The organism is Bacillus sp. 007/AIA-02/001 (genome assembly GCF_004634455.1).
GTDB lineage: Bacteria > Bacillota > Bacilli > Bacillales > Bacillaceae_G > Bacillus_A > Bacillus_A cereus.
The window spans coordinates 129,535-150,855 of sequence record NZ_SEIY01000011.1 but is presented as its reverse complement, the minus strand read 5'-3'; the positions used below and the strand labels follow the sequence as shown (position 1 = coordinate 150,855).

The following is a 21,321-nucleotide window of genomic DNA, read 5'->3' as shown; positions in this document are numbered from 1 at the left end:
AAGATTGGAATTTTAATATAGGTTTATAAAAATAATGAAAGTGTGTCTTCTATTTCGTGTAAATCTCATTAGCTTGTTGAAATTTGCAACGTAGGAAGGGTTTGAAGGATGAGAAAGATTATTAGCGTTTTAGTTATTTTCTTTATGACAGGAAGCATCTTTGCTGGGGGAGCTGTTCATGCGAAAGCAGAAGGAAAGCATGAATGGAATACGAATAAGTTTTTAAATATTGCACATCGCGGAGCAAGTGGACATGCACCTGAGCATACTTTTGCCTCTTATGATCTAGTGAAAAAAATGAAAGCGGATTATTTAGAGTTAGATATTCAATTAACAAAGGATGGCCAATTAATTGCAATGCATGATACAGCAGTTGATCGCACTACAAATGGAACAGGCGAAGTACGAGATAAAACGTTAAGCGAAATAAAGAGTTTAGATGCTGGATCATGGTTTAATAAAGCGTATCCAGAAAAGGCTAAGCAAGAGTATGTTGGGCAAAAGGTTCCAACTCTTGAAGAAATCTTCCAAAAGTATGGAAGAAGTATGAAGTATTATATTGAAACAAAATCACCAGATGTGTATCCAGGAATGGAAGAGAAATTGTTGGCGTTGTTACAAAAATATAATTTAGTAGGCCAAAACATGTCTTCTAGCCGTGTTATGATTCAATCATTTAGTAAAGATAGTTTGAAAAAGATTCATAGTATGAATGAAAATATTCCGTTAGTTCAATTGCTTTGGTATTATCCAAATGAAAACAATGAAATTGTTGAATGGTCTGGTATTACACATGAACCGAAAAGTGTAACAAATGATGATTTTCAAGAAATTAAAAAGTATGCAGCTGGTATTGGACCAAACTTACGTAATGATAACGGAGAACTAATTATTGATGAGTCATATATGAAAATGGCTAGGAAAAATGGACTGTTAATTCACCCTTATACAATTAATGAGAAACCCGATATGAGACTGTTAATCAAATGGGGTGCTACAGGAATGTTTACAAATTATCCGGATCGATTACATAGTGTATTAAAGGAAAAATAAGTGGAAAAGGGTATACCAGTGTTTTAGGTATACCCTTTTTAATTTAACTCCCCGATAAACGTAATCTCTTTTTCATAGCATTCATCTGCATCATAAATAATTTCTTGAAAGTGAAGCGTTTTGAAGGAATGACAAACTGAAATTTCCCATGTCTCCCAAAAATCAATTTCATTTGAAAGAAGAATCCATTTTTGAAATTCACTATCTCTATTAAAGAAATTATGAAAGTAGTCCTCATTTTTAAATATAATGATTTGCGAATCCCACAAATTATTTATAGAAATCAAAACAACAACTCGATATGTATGTGTATCGCTCGGTTTCATATTTATTAAATGATTTGCTTGATTTAATAAGGTTTGAATACATAAACGTTTTACTTTTCTAGGTGTTTTACGAGAGTCAATAAAAGCTTGCGAAACTGGCAATAGCATATTCCAATATTCATCGTTATAGAAAGTAGAAGGGAACGTTTTTATATGTTCCTCAATTCGCTTTATCATAGTGTTTGTTTTTCGTTTCATACCACGTATTTTCTTTTCACGCATTGCGAGTCATCTCCATAAATTTTTGTAATGCAGCAGAGTGATATATATCTTTTCTAGTAATAAAAGTAGTAGGAACTTTTTTGAAGCTATTTGGTAAAGGATTGAATGATATGTCATGTTTATGACCATTTAAAATAGACTTCATCATAATTGCTATGCCCATACCTGATTTTACACATGCGAGTATCGCTTCAATTGTTCCAAACTCAAATACTCGCTTAGGTGAAATTCCTTCTTCTTGAAGCCAATCTTCTAATAAATTTCTATAATAGCACCCGTGACTAAATGCAAGTAAATTCATGTCTCCTATGTCTTTAAAGGAAGATAAAGGCTTTTTGCTAATGAGAACTAATTCTTCTTCACGAAATATATTTGTATGAAGTTCAGCATGCTGAGTAGAGCCAGCTATAAACGCTCCGTCCAGTTTTCGTTCTAGTACAAGCCTAATTAATTGTTCCGTCGTATTTGATTCTAAAATTAATTCGACTTTTGGGTATTTCTCATAATAGGCCATTAATATAGATGGAAGTCTTACAGCGGTTGTAGATTCTGTACATCCAATTTTTAAAGTGCCTCTTGGTTCGATCCCATTACTTTGAACTGCTTTAACAGATTGATCCATTAAGTGGATAATTTGTTTGGCGTATGTTAATAAAATCTCACCGTTAGAAGTTAAAGTTACACCTTTTCCGTTTCGATAAAATAAAGGCACACCTAATTCGTTTTCTAGTTGTTTCATACGCATTGTTACGCCAGACTGTACATAGTTTAAATTTTTAGCTGCATGAGATATGTTTTTTTCTTTCGCAACTTCGTAAAATACAGTTAAATCTTTTATATCCAAGTATCATTCCTCCAGAAAAGGTATCATTTTTTTTGATGTATTACATGATAAATCTTTATTTTATATGATATCAGAACTTTCATACAATGGAAGGGGATGGAGGGATTATTGTGTTAATGGAAGAAAGGGTGAATAGTACTTATAAGTGGGTTATGTTAATTTTTGCGACGGTTGCTCAAACAACAGCGACACTTATAACGTATGGTGTTGGAGCGTTTGCTTTATTTTGGAAAGAAGAATATGCACTTACGAATACGGAGATTGGATTGTTAGTAAGTGCTGTAAATATAGGACCGCTATTTTGTATGCTTTTTGTCGGGCGGCTACTTGATCAATACAATGAAAAGTTGTTAATTTCGATAAGTTCATTTTTACTAGGAAGTTCGTTTTTACTGACTAATATGGTCAATGGATTTAATGGGTTACTCTTTGTACTTTTATTAGTAGGAACGTTTTATAGTGTTTCGCAGCCAGGAGGAAGTAAGGTGATAATGAAGTGGTTCTCAAAAGAAAATCGCGGGTTAGCGATGGGGATTAGACAAGCCGGTATACCGATTGGTGGTACATTAGCGGGAGTATTGATCCCGTTTCTTACAATAAAATATAATATGGCCTATGCGGTAAATAGCATTGCATGTATTTGTATAATTGGAGGGTTTTTATTTTTTATATTTTATAAGGAACCATATATTCAAGAGAAAGTTAAACAAGAACGTAGTAAACTTTCTTTTTGGATGCAGTTAAAAGAAGTGATGTGTAAAAAAGAATTGTATGCAATTTATATAACTGGCATTTGTATGATTTCATTGCAAATGGTGTTAGTTGCACACTTTATAGAATTTTTAGTATTGGAACAATCAATCACGCCAATTTTAGCTGGAAAAGTATTTTCCGTTATGTTCTTTTCTGGAATGGTTGGTAGGGTTATATTAGCAGCTACTAGTGATTTGTTTTATAAGGGAAATCGGCGTACCCTCTTATTTATAACTGTTTGTATTTCTATTTTCTTCATTCTAATATTAGTAATGAGCATACATACAATAACGAATGTATTGTATGGTGTAAGTGCATTGTTAGGGTTCTTTTCAATTGGATGGTTTAGTCTTTTTATAACTGAAGTTGCGGAATCAGCAAGTGAAGAATCGGTAGGGATGACAGTGAGTTTTGCACTTACATTAAATCAAATTGCTATTATTGCTGCGCCTGCTTTATTTGGTTATATTGTAGATAAGAAGGGATATACGTATGCGTGGTTATGCATAGTTGTATTACTAACTATTTCAGCGGTTAGCTTATATAGGAAGTATAGAAAATGAAGGAATGTTAGCAATGTAAATTTTTTATGAAGAAAGTCTAAAGAAATGTTGAATGAGCGACATTTCTTTTTTTATTTGTTGTATAATCAAAATGTAAATGAGATTCGTTTTCAATTCCGTTCATTACCTCTTTTGAAATTACCTGTAATTTTAGCCATAATTAGCTATTTTTCTTTATTGTTATTTGCATGATTTATTTTATTTAAAAATTTTTCAGCATCATTTCCTTTTAATGCCATAATCTGTTTTCCGTAATATTCAATTAATAACATGTTATTTTTTGTTATCCGATAATGAAAAATCTTATCATCTAAACGATTGCGTTTATCGGTGTTTTTCATATTACATCTCCATTCTTTTTAGTATGTAACAAATGTTACAAAAGAATTTGAAATTATATTGTAATGCATCCGATTGTATGTTGGAAATTTTGCAAGAAAGAAATACAATAGAGAGTAGTCAAAATTGAAAGTGAGAAAAAGGAATCTAGTTTTAACAGAGTGAATATTAAATAATATTATAATATACTTGATAATTAAAAGATATAAAATAGAATGGATGTACGTTAAGTGAAACTAGATAAAAGAGGGCTCCTAGTATGTTAAAGAAATGGTTAATCATTTTCTTTATTTTTGCTGTTTTTTGTGGAAGTGTTGTTACACTAATACATGCAAATAAAGGAAAAAAATATGATGCAAAGGCATTTTCTAATGTAAATAGTAAGCAAAAAGATGTTAAGCAGGAAATTGATGCGAATGAGAAAAAGCGTTATGAAATTGCAGCTGGAAAACTAGATCAGTACTTAAAAGATAAAGGATTTAATGGGAGTGTTCTTGTAGCAAGTAAAGGTCATGTCATTTTACGAAAAGGCTACGGTTATGCGAATGTGAAAGATCAAGTACTAACAACGCCAAGAACGAAATATCGCATTGGCTCTATTACGAAAACAGTTGTTGCAATATCTATTATGCAACTAAAAGAAAAAGGGAAGTTGAACATTGAAGACAATGTAAATAAATATATCCCATCGTTTCCAGCAGATAAAAACATTACGTTACGAAACTTGTTAACACATACGTCTGGATTACCAGAACAGGGACAAGGTAGTGTTGACGCAGCATCACGGTTAAAATTAGTAACGTGGATTGGGGCACAAACGTTACAATTTCCAGCAGGGACAGGATGGAAATATACAGATTATAATTATATGGTGCTTGCATATATTGTAGAAAAAATATCAAATAAACCACTTGCTGAATATGTGAAAGAAAATATTTTGAATCCTGTTGAAATGCATGAATCTGGAATGGGCGCAACACTCCCAGAAGATATTTTCTTAGCAGAAGGGTATACGAAAAAAGATAATAAGTTAATAGCCACACCTCGCTTAAAAATGAACTGGCTGTATGGTTGTGGTGAAATGTATACGACTGTTGAAGATATGAAAAAGTTAGATGAAGCTATTATGGATGGTAAACTACTTTCTAAACAAAGTGTATCAGATATGTTTTCTGCATCACCTGCAAGAAAATATGGATTTAGTTTCTATATTTACCCAGATTATTATCATAACCACGGTGTATTAGCTGGCTGGAACACTTTTAATAATTTTAACTGGGATAAACGAACGTTTGTCATATTATTTTCTAACGTCCAAAATGGTATGAATGATGCATTTAATCAAGAATTTAGGAAAATGGCGAATGATTTAATAGAAGGAAAATAATTATAAAAAATCGGTATTGATATGGAATTATCAATACCGATTTTTTTATTTTGTAAAGTTTTACTTACTGAATAAAGTGAAACTTTAATCAGTGGAGAGGCTTTGTTCATCCACCACTGAGTAGAAGCCCTCATCAATCGGGCTTTTACGGGCAACAGGGCCTGGGGGTCTTACTGCCCATAAATAGCGGGATAAATAGGTAAGAAAGGCGATTGGCATTTGAATAAATCTAAATAGGTAGTTAAATGTTAAGTAATGCAAAGAACAATTGGTAATTTTTACATTGATAAAAAAGCTTGAGCTTCACACTATGTGAAGCTTTACATTATTGGAGACAAGAACAGGAGGTTGAAAAAATGAAAAAAGCAATAAAGTTTTGTTTAATAGCTACATTATCTACAACGATTATTAGTGGATGCTCTTTTGAGGGGAACAATGAAAATGTTAAAGGGAAAGAAGGGGAAAAAGTAGAAGTACAGAAAAATGCTGGGAAATATACGATGCCAGATGAAAAAGATAAACATGAAGGTACATGGCTGCAATGGCCACATGAATACACATATGGTGAAGAGTATAAGAAGGAAGTTGAACCTATTTGGGTTAAGATGGCAAGTGCTTTAACTGAGGGTGAGAAAGTCCACATTGTTGCATATGACCAGGAAGAAAAAGAAAGAATCAATAACCTTTTAACAGATGAAGGGTTAAATATGGAGAAGATTGATTTCTTTATCGCGCCTACTGATGATGTATGGGCAAGGGACAGTGGACCAATTTTTATTTATGACAGCAATAAAAATCTCAAAATATTAGATCCAGCATTTAATGGTTGGGGTAAGAAAACACAGTATAAAAATGATGCTCAAATACGTAAAAATGTTAGTAAACAATCAGGAATTGAAAGAGTTGATTGGGGAAAATTTGTCCTTGAAGGCGGCGCAATTGAATTAGACAGCAATGGGACTGCTTTATTAACTCGAAGTGCGGTGACGAATAAAAATAGAAATCCTGATTTATCAGAAAAGGAAATTGAAAAATATATAAGTGACCTTGGGGTATCAAACTTTATTTGGTTAGACGGAGTACCTAATTTAGATATTACGGACTTTCATATTGATGGATTTGCTAAATTCCATAATAAATCTACCATTGTAACGATGAAAGAAGATGACCTAGCCGAATGGGGTTTATCTAATAAAGATATGGATACATTGTTAGATGCAAAAAATGCTTCAGGACAGAAATATAAGTATGAATACTTGCCGCTTAGTAAAGAAAAGGTTGCTTTAGAAAATGGAAAAACTCTCGATTATAAGGGGTCATATATCAATTATTATATCGGAAATACAGTTGTATTAGTGCCTAATTATAATGATCCGAATGATAAAATCGCAAACGATACGATTCAGAAGTTATACCCAGGTCATAAAGTAGTCGGTATTGATGTGAGAGAGTTGTATAAAAACGGCGGTATGATTCATTGTGTGACACAACAACAACCCATTGCATTGAAGTAATTGATTGTAATTTCGTTGTTCTGCTATATAGACAAAATAGGTGGAATCTTATTACCTATTTTGTCGTTCCTTATTATTTATAATGATAAAATTTTAATGTAATGATAAATAAATTATAGTGTATATTCGCTTTTCGTTTTATATGGTAAAGTAGAAAAATGTTTGTGTTAAAGAATTTTAAAATAGTTTTTTCGTATTTCCCTATCGTTTTACAGTACATTTTAAATGTAGCTTTAATTTGCTTAGGGGTTGTTCTAAGTGTGTTTCTTATGAAAGAAGTCATTCAGTTTATACAAGAACTGAAATTGGATGGTAATGAATCGAGTTATCATTTAATCATTTATTGTTGTTTTAAAATATGGTATTTAAAAAACTTGTCAAGAGTCAATATAAGGCTTAACGTCAGCCTTATATTTTTTATATAAATATATAATATTTCTCCATGCTATAATCCATTCATAAAATGTACATGTTGCATGAGTTGTAACGACAAAAGACATAAAATTAGGAATAGTTGACTTTGTAAAATCAGTTATGTAACTACTATTAAAAAGCGAGGTAAATAATATGGAACAAAAACATAATGGCATTATTTTTACTGCAATACCAGACGAATCAAATGAATATTATCAACCATTTTATGAAGACTTGATTTACTTTAATGAATGTTTAAATGAAAAGAAATCAATTGCGGATCAACTTATATCTTTATCTGTTGAAGAACAAGACTTTCATACGAGCTGTTTTGAGTATGATGATATTTGGCTAAGAGATGTTGCACCGGTTGTCACAAATCATCTAGTTAAATTTAAATATCGACCAAATTATTTGCCAAATGATCAAGGGCGATATTCAGATCAACAATTTAATAAATGGTTGAAAAAGAATGACTTTGAATATGTAAAATCCCCATTAATATTAGATGGTGGTAATCTTATTTGGAATAAAAAAGATACTGTAATATTAACAGAACGCATATTTGATGATAACGATGATTGGACAGAAGAGGAAATTATTGAGCAGTTAGAATGGGATTTAGATGTGAGCCGAGTTATTATTATTCCTGCTGAGGAAGGGGATGTACTAGCACACGCAGACGGAATGGTTAAATTTATTGATGAACATACAATGTTTATTAGTGATTTTTTAGGGGATCATGAATTTAGATATAGTGTTCAAGAGATTATTAAAGAACAAATGCCAGAAGCTGAATTTATAGTTGTTCCTTCATCATATACAGAGAAAGGACAATATGATCAAGAGATAGCATCGGCAAAAGGGTTGTATATAAATATGTTAGAATCATGTGATGCTCTTTATGTTCCTAAGTTTGGACTAGCTAAAGATGAGGAAGTTTTACGATATATTCAACAGTATACGGAGAAACAAGTTATTCAAATTCATGTAGGAGAAATATCAACAATGGGAGGCGCGATGAATTGTTTAACGTGGTATTGTCCAAGTCATTTGTTACCTTCGAAAATGAGAAGATTGAAAAATCAGAATGGAAATTTTTCAATGAAGAAGATTTTTGATTGGTTTTAATAAATAAGTAATGAAAAGAAAATATATTCAAGGAGTATTGATATGTATACCATCGCTGAGTTTTCTCGGATTTGTAAAATGAGTACGCGGATGTTAAGACATTATGACAAAGAGGAGATATTAAAACCGGCATATGTGAATCCGGTTAATGGGTATAGGTATTATGAACAAGAGCAGCTGGAAGTAGCGCTGAAAATAAAAAAGCTAAGGGAGTATAAATTTCCTCTTCCAAAAATTAAAATTGTTTTGCAGTCATCGGATCAAGATTCGTTTGTTCAACATATACAATCACAAATTATCGAGTTGTCTCAGGAAGTGAAGCAAAATTTACAGGTTATTTCAGAAATGAATGAAATGGTAATGGTGAATAGTAGTCTAAATATTGCTCGCCATAGAAGTTACGATATATTAATGGGAATGAGGAACGAAGTAACGTTAATTACTCAAAGAGTAAAAATAGATATAGATGATATGGATGATTATTTTTATGACTTATATGAAGAGGTACAAAAAAATAACTTTCAAATAGTTGGTTCTCCATCTGCAGTCTTTTATGATGAAGAATATATTCCAAGTAACAGTGATATTGAGTTAAGAATTCCGGTTATGCAGGGGAATGATGAAGACGTAGCACAAGAGTATGAAATGAAACAACTAAGTCCACATCATATCGTTACTACTATGCATTATGGAAGTTACGACTATATAGGTTACGCTTATATAGCGTTAGAAGAATGGATTGAAAGAAATGGGTATGTAATAATTAATTCGCCATATGAGGTTTATATAAAGGGACCTGAATGTGATTGTTTAGCAGAAGAGTATGTGACACAAATTTGTTTTTTAGTTATGAAAATAGAATGAGAATAAGGATTGATATTAACATTATGTCAATCCTTATTCTATGTATGAAAGCAATTTATCATAATAAAAAGGAGAAATAAAGAATCACCTTATAAAGTTGCTACAAGTAAATGAAGATATTCCTGTTGACCTTAACACGATGTCAAAGTATAGACTGTACGTACATTCATATAAGGGGTGAACACGTATGAGAAATATAGAAAATAGTTTGTTTTATATGCCTGCGGAATGGGAGAAACATGAAGGTACATGGCTCCAATGGCCACATGATAAAGCACATAGAGGTGAAGGTTACAGAGCTAAGTTAGATGATATTTGGATATCGATGGCAAAGGAGCTTCACTATGGAGAAAATGTCCATATTGTTGTATGTGATGAAGAAGAGAAAATACATGTCCAATCGAAGTTAATTGTAGCTAACGTGAATATGGATAAAATTGATTTCTTAATTCAAGAAACTGATGATATTTGGATACGAGATAACGGACCAATTTTTGTAACGGATAAGGAAGGGAATCGCTGCCTAACGCACTGGATATTTAATGGTTGGGGAAATAAATATCCGTACGAAAAAGACGCTAATATTCCGAATAAAATAAGTGAAATGTATCGTATTCCAAAAGTTGAATCTAGTGTCTGTCTAGAGGGTGGGGGAATTGAGATAAACGGAAACGGGACCTTAATGGCGGCGAAAACGTCTATTATAAATGAAAATAGAAATCCCACACTAAGTCAGAAAGAAATTGAAATGGAGTTAACGAAATATTTAGGAGTAACAAATTTTATATGGATAACTGGTATACGCGGAGAAGATAATTATGATGAAGATACGGATTATCATATTGATGGCGCGGCACGGTTTGTAAATGAAAATACGATACTGTATGAATATGATCCTTTCGATGAAGGAGAGCCATACCTTTTGGAGGCGTACGAAAAGCATTATCAAGAATTGCGGCAAGCGAAAAATATAGATGGAAAGCCATTTCAGCTCATTCCAGTACCAGTAACAAGAAAAGTGGTAAAAGAAGCAGATTGTAAAGGATCGTACTTAAATTTTTACATTGGTAATGAAGTTGTATTGGTACCTATATACGGTGATGAACATGATAAATTAGGGCTTCAAATCATTGAAGGTCAATTTCCAGGGAGAAGAATTGTCGGTATATATGTTAACGAATTGTATGCATACGGTGGTATGATTCATTGTGTGACGCAGCAGCATATAGAATAGAGTAATTCAAATAAAAAGCATGCAGAGCATATACTCTGCATGCTTTTTATAATGTTGAAAACTCCTCAACAAGTTGAGTGAATTGTTTTAATGCACTTTCAATCGGTTCTGGCGTTGTTAAATCGACGCCAGCTTTTTTCAATAAGTTTAATGGGTAGTCTGAACTTCCGCCTTTAAGGAATTCAATATAATTTTTCTGAGCATTCGGCTCACCGCTTAATAGTTTATCAGCGATTTGAATGGCAGATGCGAATCCAGTTGCATATTTGTATACGTAAAACGGGCGATAGAAATGAGGGATTCTAGCCCATCCGTATTTTACTTCTTCATCAAATACAAGTGAATCACCGTTATATTCTTTAAATAGCTTTTCATAAATTTCACTGAAGACTTGTGCATGTAATGGTTTACCTTGTTCAGCCATTTCATGTGTGATTTTTTCAAATTCTGCAAACATAATTTGTGTAAAGAAAGTACCTTTAAATTTCTCAATAAAATGGTTAACTAAATGGTTACGCACGTTCGTATCTTTTGCTTCTTTTAATAAATAGTGAATTAATAACACTTCATTTACTGTAGAAGCGACTTCTGCGACAAAGATAGAATAATGTGCAGAAATTCTTGGTTGGTATCCATGTGAATAGTGCGTATGCATACCGTGACCGCATTCATGAGTAAGAGTGAACAGGCTGTTTAAATCATCGTGATGATTTAAAAGAATGAAAGGATGAACGCCGTATACACCAAAGTTATAAGCACCAGAACGTTTCCCTGGTGTTTCTCTTACGTCTATATATCTTTTATCTTTAAAACTTTTTAATGTCTCAATATATTCTTCTCCTAAAGGAGCTAGTGATGCAATCATAATGTCAAATGCTTCACTATATGGGATGTCTTGTTTTGCACCTTCTACTAAATCGACGCCTAAGTCGTATTGTCTTAGTTCATCTACGTTTAATTTTTCTTTTCGAATTTCATTGTATGTATGTAATGTTTGAATGTTTTTTTTCGTTGTATCAATTAGGTTTTCATATACTTCTTTTGGAACCATATCGCCAAATAATGATTTCTCTAGCGCTGATGGATAGTTTCTTAATTTCGAAACAGTAACATTATTTTTAATAGCAGCGGATAAAGTAGATGCTATGGAATTCTTTAACTGAACATATGGTTTGTAATATGCTTTATAAGCTTCTTTACGCTTTTCACGATTCGTATCTTCTATTAACTTTGCATACATTCCGCGTGTTAAGTTCACTTTTTCTCCATCGTCAGTCGTCACTTCACCAAATAATATATCTGCATTATTTAACATACCAAATGTGTGCTGTGGAGAAGAAAGAGCTTCACCCATTTGTGATAAAATTTCTTCTTGGTCCTTATTTAATACGTGTTTTTTATAACGGTATAATTCAAATAAGTCTTCTTTATAATATTGTAAGCCTTCTGTTTCTTCTATGTAAGAATGTAATGTGTTTTCGTCTATGCTAAGTAAGAAGGGGGAAAAGAAAGATTTCGCTGCACTTACTTTCACGTGTAATTGTGATACTTTATCGACAAGAGATTGCGCGTCAGTATCGCGTGTATCAAGGTCAGATTGTAATCGTGCATAAGCGAACATTAAAGATATTATGCTAGAAACTTCTTCACTCTTCGTTAAATAAGCTAATAAACTATTGCCATCGTGAATATTTCCATTAAACTCGTGTAATTCCTTCGTTAATACTTCAATTTTATGAAAATCACTTTCCCAATCTTCAATTGTATGGTAAATGTCTGTTAAATCCCATTTTTCTATATCAGCTACTTGTAATCGATCTTTAAGTTCTGTCATAATCATTTCCTTTCTAAACATGTAGTTATATTTCTATATAACTATGAAATACAACAAATTGCAAAAAATCCCTGCTGAAAATTGAAAAGCCCTGCTGAAATAACAAGGCTTACTTACTTATAGTGTAATTCCGAATTTTGAATGTAAAAGGTTTGTATATTGCATGTCTGTAACGGTTTCTTTCGTTTTTTTACCATTTTTTGCTACTGTAAGGCTATCTTTCGTTAAAGAGGCATGCCCATCTTCAGTTAGTTTTACAATAAGAGGTACTTTATTAAAGGGTGATCCTTCATGTTCAACGATAATTTTTTGTGCTGTATTTGCTTTTTCTTCATCCACTTCTTCTATATAAAATGCATAGCCTAACGTCCAATCATCAGCAGAAGATTGATCCAAGAACTCATTGTTTTTCCGCATCTCTAAAATGTAGTTTCCCTTTTCGGTCATTTCTTTACGAATACGATAATCTCCTGTAATAGAGTGAATGACTTCACCTGAGAAAGGGACAGGGGCAAGAGGTAAGTATGATCCGAATCCTACTTCAATTAAATAAAGTTCATTATGATGTGTTAAAACGGTTGCGATATGGCCAGAATCAACAGCCCATATGGAGTTTGCAGCGTTATAAACTGTTCCTGAAACGAGATGAACATCGAATCCAGAATCTTTCAGGAAGTAATACATAGTAGGGTTGAGTTCATAACAAAGACCGCCACGGTTATTTACTAAAATTTTCTCTTTCAAATTTTCTTTTGATATTTCTTTAAAATTCTTTTCGAGAATATTTAAGTTTTCAAAAGGAACAGTTTGTGCCATTGCGTACATAATGTTAGATAAATCTTCAAATGAAACTGTGTCTTTTTCTTCTATATGTAATCGTGCGAAAAATTGTTTTTGAAAGTCTGTCATCGAAATCCCTCCGTTATGCTTTTATAGGTAAATTGTAAACAATCTTGAATAGGATGTGAAATTAAAACTACGTTGAATATTTGAAATTAGATTAAAAATAATATGAGAGAGTGAGAGATTGCTACTTTACTAACGGTGGGACGAATATTATAATAATTCTGATAAACTATGCAAACGCTTTCTTGGAAGGGGATGGTGTACAGATGTTTAAAAGAATAACAATAGTCGGATTGTCAGTTGTTATGTTTTTACCTAGTATATATGGGGGGAGTAAAGCATATGCAGATACAGTTAACAATGGAACGTTAATGCAGTATTTTGAGTGGTATGCTCCGAATGATGGAGATCATTGGAATCGTTTGCGTACTGATGCTGAAAATTTAGCGCAAAAAGGAATTACATCTGTTTGGATACCACCTGCATATAAAGGAACTACGCAAAATGACGTAGGATATGGAGCATATGATTTATATGATTTGGGGGAATTCAATCAAAAGGGAACAGTGCGGACGAAATATGGGACGAAAGCACAATTGAAGTCTGCAATTGACGCTTTACATAAGAAAAACATCAATGTATACGGTGATGTAGTTATGAATCATAAAGGTGGGGCTGATTATACAGAAACTGTCACAGCAGTTGAGGTAGACCCGAGCAATCGGAATATTGAAGTATCAGGTGATTATGAAATTAGTGCGTGGACGGGATTTAACTTTCCAGGGCGTGGAGATTCTTATTCTAATTTCAAATGGAAATGGTATCATTTTGATGGAACGGATTGGGATGAAGGAAGGAAATTAAACCGAATTTATAAATTTAGGGGCATAGGTAAAGCATGGGACTGGGAAGTATCTAGCGAGAATGGGAATTATGATTATTTGATGTATGCGGATCTTGATTTTGATCATCCAGATGTTGCGAATGAAATGAAAAAATGGGGAACGTGGTATGCGAATGAATTAAATTTAGATGGTTTTCGTTTAGATGCTGTTAAACATATTGATCATGAATACTTGCGCGATTGGGTAAATCACGTTAGACAGCAAACAGGGAAAGAAATGTTTACAGTAGCTGAATATTGGCAAAATGATATCCAGACTTTAAATAATTATTTAGCGAAGGTTAATTATAATCAATCTGTGTTCGATGCACCACTTCATTATAATTTTCATTATGCTTCAACAGGAAATGGAAATTATGATATGAGAAATATTTTAAAAGGAACGGTAGTTGCGAATCATCCTACACTTGCGGTTACTCTAGTTGAAAATCATGATTCACAGCCTGGTCAGTCATTGGAATCTGTAGTGAGCCCTTGGTTCAAGCCGTTGGCATATGCATTTATTTTAACGCGTGCAGAGGGGTATCCTTCTGTTTTCTATGGTGATTACTATGGTACAAAAGGAAATAGTAACTATGAAATTCCAGCGTTAAAGGATAAAATTGATCCGATTTTGACGGCACGAAAAAACTTTGCATATGGTACGCAGCGTGATTATTTTGATCATCCAGATGTGATTGGCTGGACAAGAGAAGGTGATAGTGTACATGCTAATTCTGGTTTAGCAACATTAATCTCTGATGGACCAGGAGGGTCAAAGTGGATGGATGTTGGAAAGAATAACGCAGGGGAAGTATGGTACGATATTACGGGTAATCAAACGAATACTGTAACAATTAATAAGGACGGATGGGGGCAGTTTCAAGTAAGTGGAGGATCAGTTTCCATATATGTTCAGCAGTAATTTGGTGATGAAAAAGAAGAGGTAGACTGAAATATAAGTTTTCCTCTTCCTTTTTATATTGTTATCCTTCCTAAATCTTTATGTTTATAAATGAACTAGTCGGCTTTTGAAACACCAAGAGATGCATTGGAATAAATAATGTCATCTTATTCGTACTCGAGGAACATCTCCTTACTGTGATTGCTATAGAACTAAATATTAGTATGTTTTTAATGTGATTTTAATAGATATTATATTTGCTTTACGATAAAATTATTATAATGCAAAATTACACTATTATTATAAAATGATAGTTAATGGGTATTTTTATACTTGTGGTTATTAGTGTTTTCTAAAGCAAGATGATGAGTTTTTATTATTCAAGTTAGCGAAGATAGTTTGATGTAGCGCTTTTTAGAAGAAGTTCTTTATATAAATCGTAATTTAAAATCCATAGGCACATTTCTGTATAGGTGGTAGTAGCAAAAGGAGAGGCAATATGAAAAGAACAATAATGAAATATAGCATAATGTTTAGTTTATTACTATTAACATCATGTGATATATCGGATGAAGAAATTGAACAAAAAGCACAAAGTTATACAAAATCGGAGTATGGTATGGTTGTTAAATTAAACGGAGTTGAAACTCTGGATAACGGAAAGGACTTCCTTGGTCCAAAGGGGCGGATAGTTACTGTGCAGCAAGTAAATGAACCGCACTTGCAATTTCAATTGTACTTCGAGGGGCAAATCTCTCCAGAAGTAAATAATGATAACTATGAAAAGAAAAAGGAAGCAAATAATTTACAAGGAAGATTTAATACATATTATGGAGAGAAAAACACTATATTTACTTTTGATCAAATGCAGACTGGGGATAATGTTTCCGATAAGAATACTGAGGAACAAATAGCGAAGAAAAATTTGCAACAGTATTATACGGCAGTTTTTAAAAGTAATACTGTTTTAGATGTAAACAATTCTGTACATATGGAAACATTAGCGGGGGTTGCAAGAAGTATTCAGGAATTTAATAAAACGATTGAAAATAGTAAAAGTAATGTAGAAGATATAACGATTCAGTTGCCAAATATTAATAAGGATGTACTACAAAATATTCCTGTAGATTATATAGTAACGGCTGAAGATGCGAAAAAGACCCTTGAGAAAAAGGTTGATTATATGAACATTTTACAGTCTGCAAGGAAATAGTTTGACACCTTTACTTCTTACAAAACATATAGTATGATGATTTCAATAAATTAGATTTCAATGACTATAATATAAATTAATGAGAGGTGCTTTTTGTGAGTGCGGTAGGTATTAAATAGGAAAAATTTAATGAAATAAATCGGATAAGACCAGGGGATTTTTATGTACATCATACCCCTAATTTTGTCATGCATTTATTTCAAAACCTATGAAGATACCTACAATACTTTATAAAGCGTGTAATAAGGGACTGCCATCTATTTTTTATGGCTTATTTCCTCATATGTTATTACAAATGCCTTGTAAATGTAAAAGCTGCGGTATCCCCGCAGCTTTTTTGTATATATTTTTATTGTATAATTATGGAATTTTATATATGACTCATTGGAATCTAATGAGTAGGTATCTTCATTTATGATAAAAATCAATCATAGTGAGGAGAAACAAAATGAATACGATGACTTTTGAAAAGCTACAATATAACGAATTAAAGGATATAGTGAAATCTTATTGTGTAAGTGGATTAGGTAAGGAATTATTAAACAAATTAGAGCCGAGTACGAATATAAAAGTAGTGAGAAATCGGTTGAATGAAACGACAGAAGCACGAGCTATATTAGATGCAGAAGGGCATGTTCCTTTCTTCGGCATTTCTAATATTGCTAGTACAATTCAAAAATTAGAAAAAGGGATGATTTTAGATCCAGAAGAATTAGTCAGTGTTTCAGACTTTTTACGCGGATGTAGAAAGATTAAAAAGTTTATGTTAGATAAAGAATTTTTTGCACCAGTATTAGCTTCTTATGCAAATTCAATGACTGAATATAAAAGTATTGAAGAGGAAATTAACTTTTCAATTAAAGGAAATAGTATTGATGCAGCTGCAAGTAAAGAGTTAAAACGAATTCGAAATAATATCGATTCTGTAGATGGGAAAATAAAAGAACGTTTAACGAAGTTTTTAAATAGTAGTGCAAATAAGAAATTCATTCAGGAATTCTTTATTAGTAAAAAGGATGACCGTTATACGATTCCAATTAAATCTTCCTATAAAAACCAAGTTGCTGGAAGTATTATTGAAGCCTCGGCAAAAGGTTCTACTGTATTTATAGAACCGCATACGGTTACGAAATTGAATGCGGAACTAGCGGGTTTGAAAGCAGAAGAAGCGGTTGAAGAATATCAAATTTTAGCGACTTTATCAGGAATGGTGTTAGAAAACATTTATAGTATAAAGATTAATATGGAGCTAATTAGTCAGTATGATATGGTATTTGCAAAAGCGAAGTTTAGTAAATCGATTGATGGAATAGAACCGAAGTTAAATGATCATGGCTACATTCATTTAGTGAATTGTAAGCATCCGCTTTTAACAGGGCAAGTTGTACCCTTAAATTTTAAAATTGGTCAAGAGTATCGTAGTTTAATTATTACAGGGCCGAATGCGGGCGGAAAGACAATTGTGTTAAAAACGATTGGATTGTTAACATTAGCTACAATGTCAGGTCTTCATATTGCAGGAGATAAAGGTACAGAAATCGCTATTTTTGAAAATGTATTTGTAGATATTGGTGATAATCAAAGTATCGAAAACGCATTAAGTACATTTTCATCTCATATGAAAAATCTTTCTGAGATTATGAGGATGTCAAATAATAATACGTTACTTTTATTTGATGAAATAGGAAGCGGTACAGAACCGAATGAAGGTGCAGCACTTGCAATATCTATTTTAGAAGAGTTGTACCTTACGGGATGTATTACCGTTGCGAGTACGCATTACGGAGAAATTAAACGATTCTCAGAAATGCACGATGACTTTATGAATGCAGCGATGCAGTTTAATAGTGAAACGCTAGAGCCGCTTTATAAATTAGTTATCGGAAAATCAGGAGAAAGTAATGCACTTTGGATTGCGAATAAAATGAGCGTAAAAGAACATGTGCTGAAAAGAGCGAAAGAGTACATGGGAAATAAAGAGTACGCTTTAGAAAAAGTGAATGAAAGTAAAATTAGAAAACCGAAATTTGTACAAGAAAAAAGAGAATTTCATTATGAGTACAAAATCGGCGATCGTGTGAATTTATTAGATTATGATGATTTTGGTATCATCTATAAGGAAAAAGATAATTTTTATAACGTCGTTGTATATTATAACGGTGAATTCGTTGAAGTAAATGTAAAACGTATTACTTTAGAGGTAGCAGCGAAGGAGTTATATCCAGAGGGATACGATTTAAATACACTATTTGTCGATTATAAAGAGAGAAAAATGCAACACGATATTGAGCGCGGATCGAAAAAAGCACTTCGTAAAATTCAAAAAGAAATAAGAAAGAATAGAGGATAAGTTAAAATGGTAACGATTAGACAAGAACAAAAAAATGATTATAGAAAAACAGAAGAAGTTGTAAAAGAAGCATTTTTACATGAAGAGTTTAGTGATAAAAAAGAACATGAACTTGTAAAACGTATTAGAAAAAGTGACGCGTTTGTTCCTGAGTTATCTATCGTTGCGATAGATGAAGAAATAGTCGGTCACATTATGTTATCGAACATTACAATAGAACAAGGTGGAACTTCTGTAGAATCGTTAGCACTTGCACCAGTTTCAGTTGCTAGGGGCCATCAGAAGAAAGGAATTGGTGGAAAACTGATCACGGCTGCTTTAGAAAAAGCGAAACAACTTGGATACGGATCAGTTGTAGTATTAGGACATCCAGAGTACTACCCGAAATTTGGTTTTAAGAAAGCAAGTGAGTGGAATGTAAAAGCACCGTTTGAAGTGCCTGAAGAGGTATTTATGATAATGGAATTAACAGAAAATTCTCTTCGAGGTGTAGAAGGAATTGTACAATATTCGAGTGCTTTTGCTGAATAGGAGTACCGGTTAAGAAATGTAATCATAAAAGATAGCTTTTTTTATTAAGCGGATCTACTGACGTATATTTTGCTCAATGAATAATTGAGGTGGTAAAATTGATATAGAAACGTAAAGGGAGAGAATGAAATGAATAAGCGAGAAACACATAGCAATGAGAATGTAGTGACGTTATATGTTACAAGACACGGTAAAACAATATTAAATACGAATCATCGCGCGCAAGGTTGGGCAGATTCTCCTTTAGTAGAAAGAGGTGTTGAAGTTGCCACAAATTTAGGAACAGGATTAAAAGATATTCATTTTATGAATGCGTATAGTAGTGATAGCGGCCGCGCAATTGAAACTGCTAATTTAGTATTAAAATATAGTGAGCAATCAAAATTAAAACTTGAGCAAAGAAAAGATTTGCGAGAATTAAATTTCGGTATTTTTGAAGGTGAAAAACTTGAGAATATGTGGGATGTGGTTGGAAAAGCTGCAGGCGTTGCATCACCAGAAGAACTCTTGAAGCTTTCTATTCAAGAAGTGATTAACCTTATTAGAGTAGCAGATCCGACAAAACAGGCGGAAGATTGGGAATTGTTTTCTACTCGTATAAAAACAGAGATAGATAAAATTAGTGAAGAAGCTGCTGAAAATGGTGGCGGTAACGTCTTAGTTGTCGTTCATGGGCTTTTGATTACTACCTTAATAGAAATGTTAGACAGTAGCAAAACAAAACTTGGAGTGGAAAATGCTAGCGTGACGAAGATTGTATATCAAGATGGAACATACACAGTCGAGTCGGTTGGAGATATGAGTTATGTTGCAAAAGGGAAAGAAAGTGTGGAAATATAATACTATCTTAAATAGATATAAGAAAAGGAAGTTAGTAAAATCTAGCTTCCTTTTTATTTTTTAGTGCATCATTTATAAGGTTATATTGGGATATTATAATGAAACTTTCTATTGTGTAGAACGTTTCTTTGTTCAACAATCGGGTCATTTAATTGAATAAGGGCATATTTTTTTGAATAGGACCACTTTGTTAAAAAGGATACATCCAATTTTTAGCGAATACAGGGTTATAAATAAGAAAAAGTGGTGAGATAAATAGGAAAAGAATGTAATTCCTTTTTGGACAATAAAACGGAAAAATGTATAATTAACAGACTTCAGAGCGCGGGTTGTGTTTTCGCAGAAGAAGAGACCCGGTTACTTATTTCAGCAGCCCGAACTCCAGAGGAGCTCAAGAGAATGGTGGAAATGCGAGCCAATGGTTTGCCACTTGAATATGTTGTTGGATACGCAGAATTTTGTGGGTTGCGGATAGAAGTGGACCGAGGTGTTTTCGTACCTCGTCAACGTACCGAGTTTCTTGTTCGCCAAGCAGAAGCTCTGTTATGCTTTGGTGATATCGTCGTTGATCTATGTTGCGGTTCAGGTGCTGTGGGTGTAGCTCTGGCGGCAGCTTTAGGACGAATTGAATTGTATTCTGTTGACATTGATCCTGTCGCAGTACGATGTGCTAGCCGCAACGTAACAAATTTCGGTGGCCATGTTTTTGAAGGTGACTTGTATAAAGCTTTGCCTCACGCACTTAAAGGCCATGTGAATACCCTAGTTGCAAACGTACCTTATGTTCCTACCGAGACAATAAAGCTGCTTCCACAGGAGGCCCGTCTACATGAACCGAAAATGGCGCTAGACGGAGGAGAGGATGGACTCGACATTCAGCGAAGAGTAGCAAAAGAAGCATTTCTCTGGCTCGCATCGGGAGGGCATCTTTTAATAGAGACGAGTGAAATGCAGGCAACTCAGACCTTTGAAATCTTTGCTGGTGCTGGGCTTACCACGAAAGTGACTAGAGATGAGGAATTAGATGCCACTGTTGTTATAGGATCAAAATCTAGTTTTTAGCTTAAATCGGTACGTAGCCTTATTCATAAATAAAAATGATAATTTTCTAGCAATATACAAATAAAAGAACATATGCAATTAAAGGGAGTTTTAATTGAGAAAAGAGCTCAAAAATTATTCGAGTGATACATGGGATCGTTATTTGAAGAAGTAAGGACATAACATATTAGTTATATAAAATATGTTATGTCCTTTCATTTATCAATTTTTTTCA

The 21,321-nt window shown here is 33.2% G+C and carries 18 protein-coding genes; 13 read left to right on the top strand and 5 right to left on the bottom strand.

The window, feature by feature from the left end:
• Positions 1-108: 108 nt before the first annotated feature.
• Positions 109-1,053 carry a glycerophosphodiester phosphodiesterase gene (locus ES895_RS20270; RefSeq protein ID WP_001226340.1) on the top strand — a complete coding sequence of 315 codons (945 nt, stop codon included), beginning with the start codon at positions 109-111 and terminating at the stop codon, positions 1,051-1,053.
• Positions 1,054-1,091: 38 nt separating this feature from the next.
• Here ES895_RS20270 and ES895_RS20265 read toward each other — a convergent pair whose 3' ends face one another.
• Entirely contained in the window at positions 1,092-1,601 is a 510-nt protein-coding gene (locus ES895_RS20265) for a DUF3916 domain-containing protein (RefSeq protein ID WP_001208329.1), read from the bottom strand.
• Complete coding sequence (locus tag ES895_RS20260) at positions 1,594-2,445, bottom strand: LysR family transcriptional regulator (protein WP_000351683.1); 852 nt, start codon at positions 2,443-2,445, stop codon at positions 1,594-1,596. Before ES895_RS20260 ends, ES895_RS20265 begins: the two co-directional genes overlap by 8 nt.
• Before the next feature lie 86 nt (positions 2,446-2,531).
• On the opposite strand from ES895_RS20260, the gene ES895_RS20255 reads away from it, so the two are divergent.
• Positions 2,532-3,761 (top strand): MFS transporter, encoded by a 1,230-nt coding sequence (locus tag ES895_RS20255; RefSeq protein ID WP_135238597.1) that lies wholly within the window; start codon positions 2,532-2,534, stop codon positions 3,759-3,761.
• Positions 3,762-3,925: 164 nt separating this feature from the next.
• On the opposite strand, the gene ES895_RS29365 is transcribed toward ES895_RS20255, so the two are convergent.
• Entirely contained in the window at positions 3,926-4,102 is a 177-nt protein-coding gene (locus ES895_RS29365) for a hypothetical protein (RefSeq protein WP_000798782.1), read from the bottom strand.
• A gap of 257 nt (positions 4,103-4,359) precedes the next feature.
• Here ES895_RS29365 and ES895_RS20250 point away from each other — a divergent pair, with 257 nt between their 5' ends.
• The 5 genes from ES895_RS20250 to ES895_RS20220 all read left to right on the top strand — a co-directional run bounded on the left by ES895_RS20250 (position 4,360) and on the right by ES895_RS20220 (position 10,644).
• Positions 4,360-5,487, top strand: a complete 1,128-nt coding sequence (locus ES895_RS20250) for a serine hydrolase domain-containing protein (protein WP_000915165.1) — start codon at positions 4,360-4,362, stop codon at positions 5,485-5,487.
• 356 nt (positions 5,488-5,843) lie between these two features.
• Positions 5,844-7,001 carry an agmatine deiminase family protein gene (locus ES895_RS20245; RefSeq protein ID WP_135238596.1) on the top strand — a complete coding sequence of 386 codons (1,158 nt, stop codon included), beginning with the start codon at positions 5,844-5,846 and terminating at the stop codon, positions 6,999-7,001.
• Between the two features lie 567 nt (positions 7,002-7,568).
• Complete coding sequence (locus ES895_RS20230) at positions 7,569-8,546, top strand: agmatine deiminase family protein (RefSeq protein WP_135238595.1); 978 nt, start codon at positions 7,569-7,571, stop codon at positions 8,544-8,546.
• A gap of 42 nt (positions 8,547-8,588) precedes the next feature.
• Positions 8,589-9,410 carry a MerR family transcriptional regulator gene (locus ES895_RS20225; RefSeq protein ID WP_000287982.1) on the top strand — a complete coding sequence of 274 codons (822 nt, stop codon included), beginning with the start codon at positions 8,589-8,591 and terminating at the stop codon, positions 9,408-9,410.
• 187 nt (positions 9,411-9,597) lie between these two features.
• Positions 9,598-10,644: an agmatine deiminase family protein gene (locus ES895_RS20220; RefSeq protein WP_001244184.1), complete on the top strand. Its 1,047-nt coding sequence runs from the start codon at positions 9,598-9,600 to the stop codon at positions 10,642-10,644.
• A gap of 46 nt (positions 10,645-10,690) precedes the next feature.
• Here the strand turns inward: ES895_RS20220 and pepF are convergent, their stop codons facing one another.
• Together pepF and ES895_RS20210 are read right to left on the bottom strand one after the other, a co-directional pair.
• Complete coding sequence (gene pepF / locus ES895_RS20215; protein ID WP_087948607.1) at positions 10,691-12,478, bottom strand: oligoendopeptidase F; 1,788 nt, start codon at positions 12,476-12,478, stop codon at positions 10,691-10,693.
• Between the two features lie 117 nt (positions 12,479-12,595).
• A complete protein-coding gene (locus ES895_RS20210) occupies positions 12,596-13,387 on the bottom strand; it encodes an arylamine N-acetyltransferase family protein (protein ID WP_000129195.1) in 792 nt (263 codons plus the stop codon).
• 203 nt (positions 13,388-13,590) lie between these two features.
• Between ES895_RS20210 and amyS the strand changes: the two genes are divergently transcribed.
• The 6 genes from amyS to ES895_RS20180 all read left to right on the top strand — a co-directional run bounded on the left by amyS (position 13,591) and on the right by ES895_RS20180 (position 21,107).
• Positions 13,591-15,132 carry an alpha-amylase gene (gene amyS / locus ES895_RS20205; protein WP_087965031.1) on the top strand — a complete coding sequence of 514 codons (1,542 nt, stop codon included), beginning with the start codon at positions 13,591-13,593 and terminating at the stop codon, positions 15,130-15,132.
• A 478-nt stretch (positions 15,133-15,610) separates the two neighbouring features.
• Positions 15,611-16,324, top strand: a complete 714-nt coding sequence (locus ES895_RS20200) for a hypothetical protein (RefSeq protein WP_000831439.1) — start codon at positions 15,611-15,613, stop codon at positions 16,322-16,324.
• Between the two features lie 448 nt (positions 16,325-16,772).
• The gene (locus ES895_RS20195; protein WP_135238594.1) at positions 16,773-18,674 is read left to right on the top strand and encodes an endonuclease MutS2; all 1,902 of its coding nucleotides are present in this window, start codon (positions 16,773-16,775) and stop codon (positions 18,672-18,674) included.
• A gap of 6 nt (positions 18,675-18,680) precedes the next feature.
• On the top strand, positions 18,681-19,205 hold the full coding sequence (locus tag ES895_RS20190) for a GNAT family N-acetyltransferase (RefSeq protein WP_069604838.1): 525 nt from the start codon (positions 18,681-18,683) through the stop codon (positions 19,203-19,205).
• A gap of 129 nt (positions 19,206-19,334) precedes the next feature.
• The gene (locus ES895_RS20185; protein WP_001042056.1) at positions 19,335-20,045 is read left to right on the top strand and encodes a histidine phosphatase family protein; all 711 of its coding nucleotides are present in this window, start codon (positions 19,335-19,337) and stop codon (positions 20,043-20,045) included.
• Positions 20,046-20,324: 279 nt separating this feature from the next.
• Positions 20,325-21,107: a putative protein N(5)-glutamine methyltransferase gene (locus ES895_RS20180; protein WP_002196763.1), complete on the top strand. Its 783-nt coding sequence runs from the start codon at positions 20,325-20,327 to the stop codon at positions 21,105-21,107.
• The last annotated feature ends 214 nt before the right edge of the window (positions 21,108-21,321 follow it).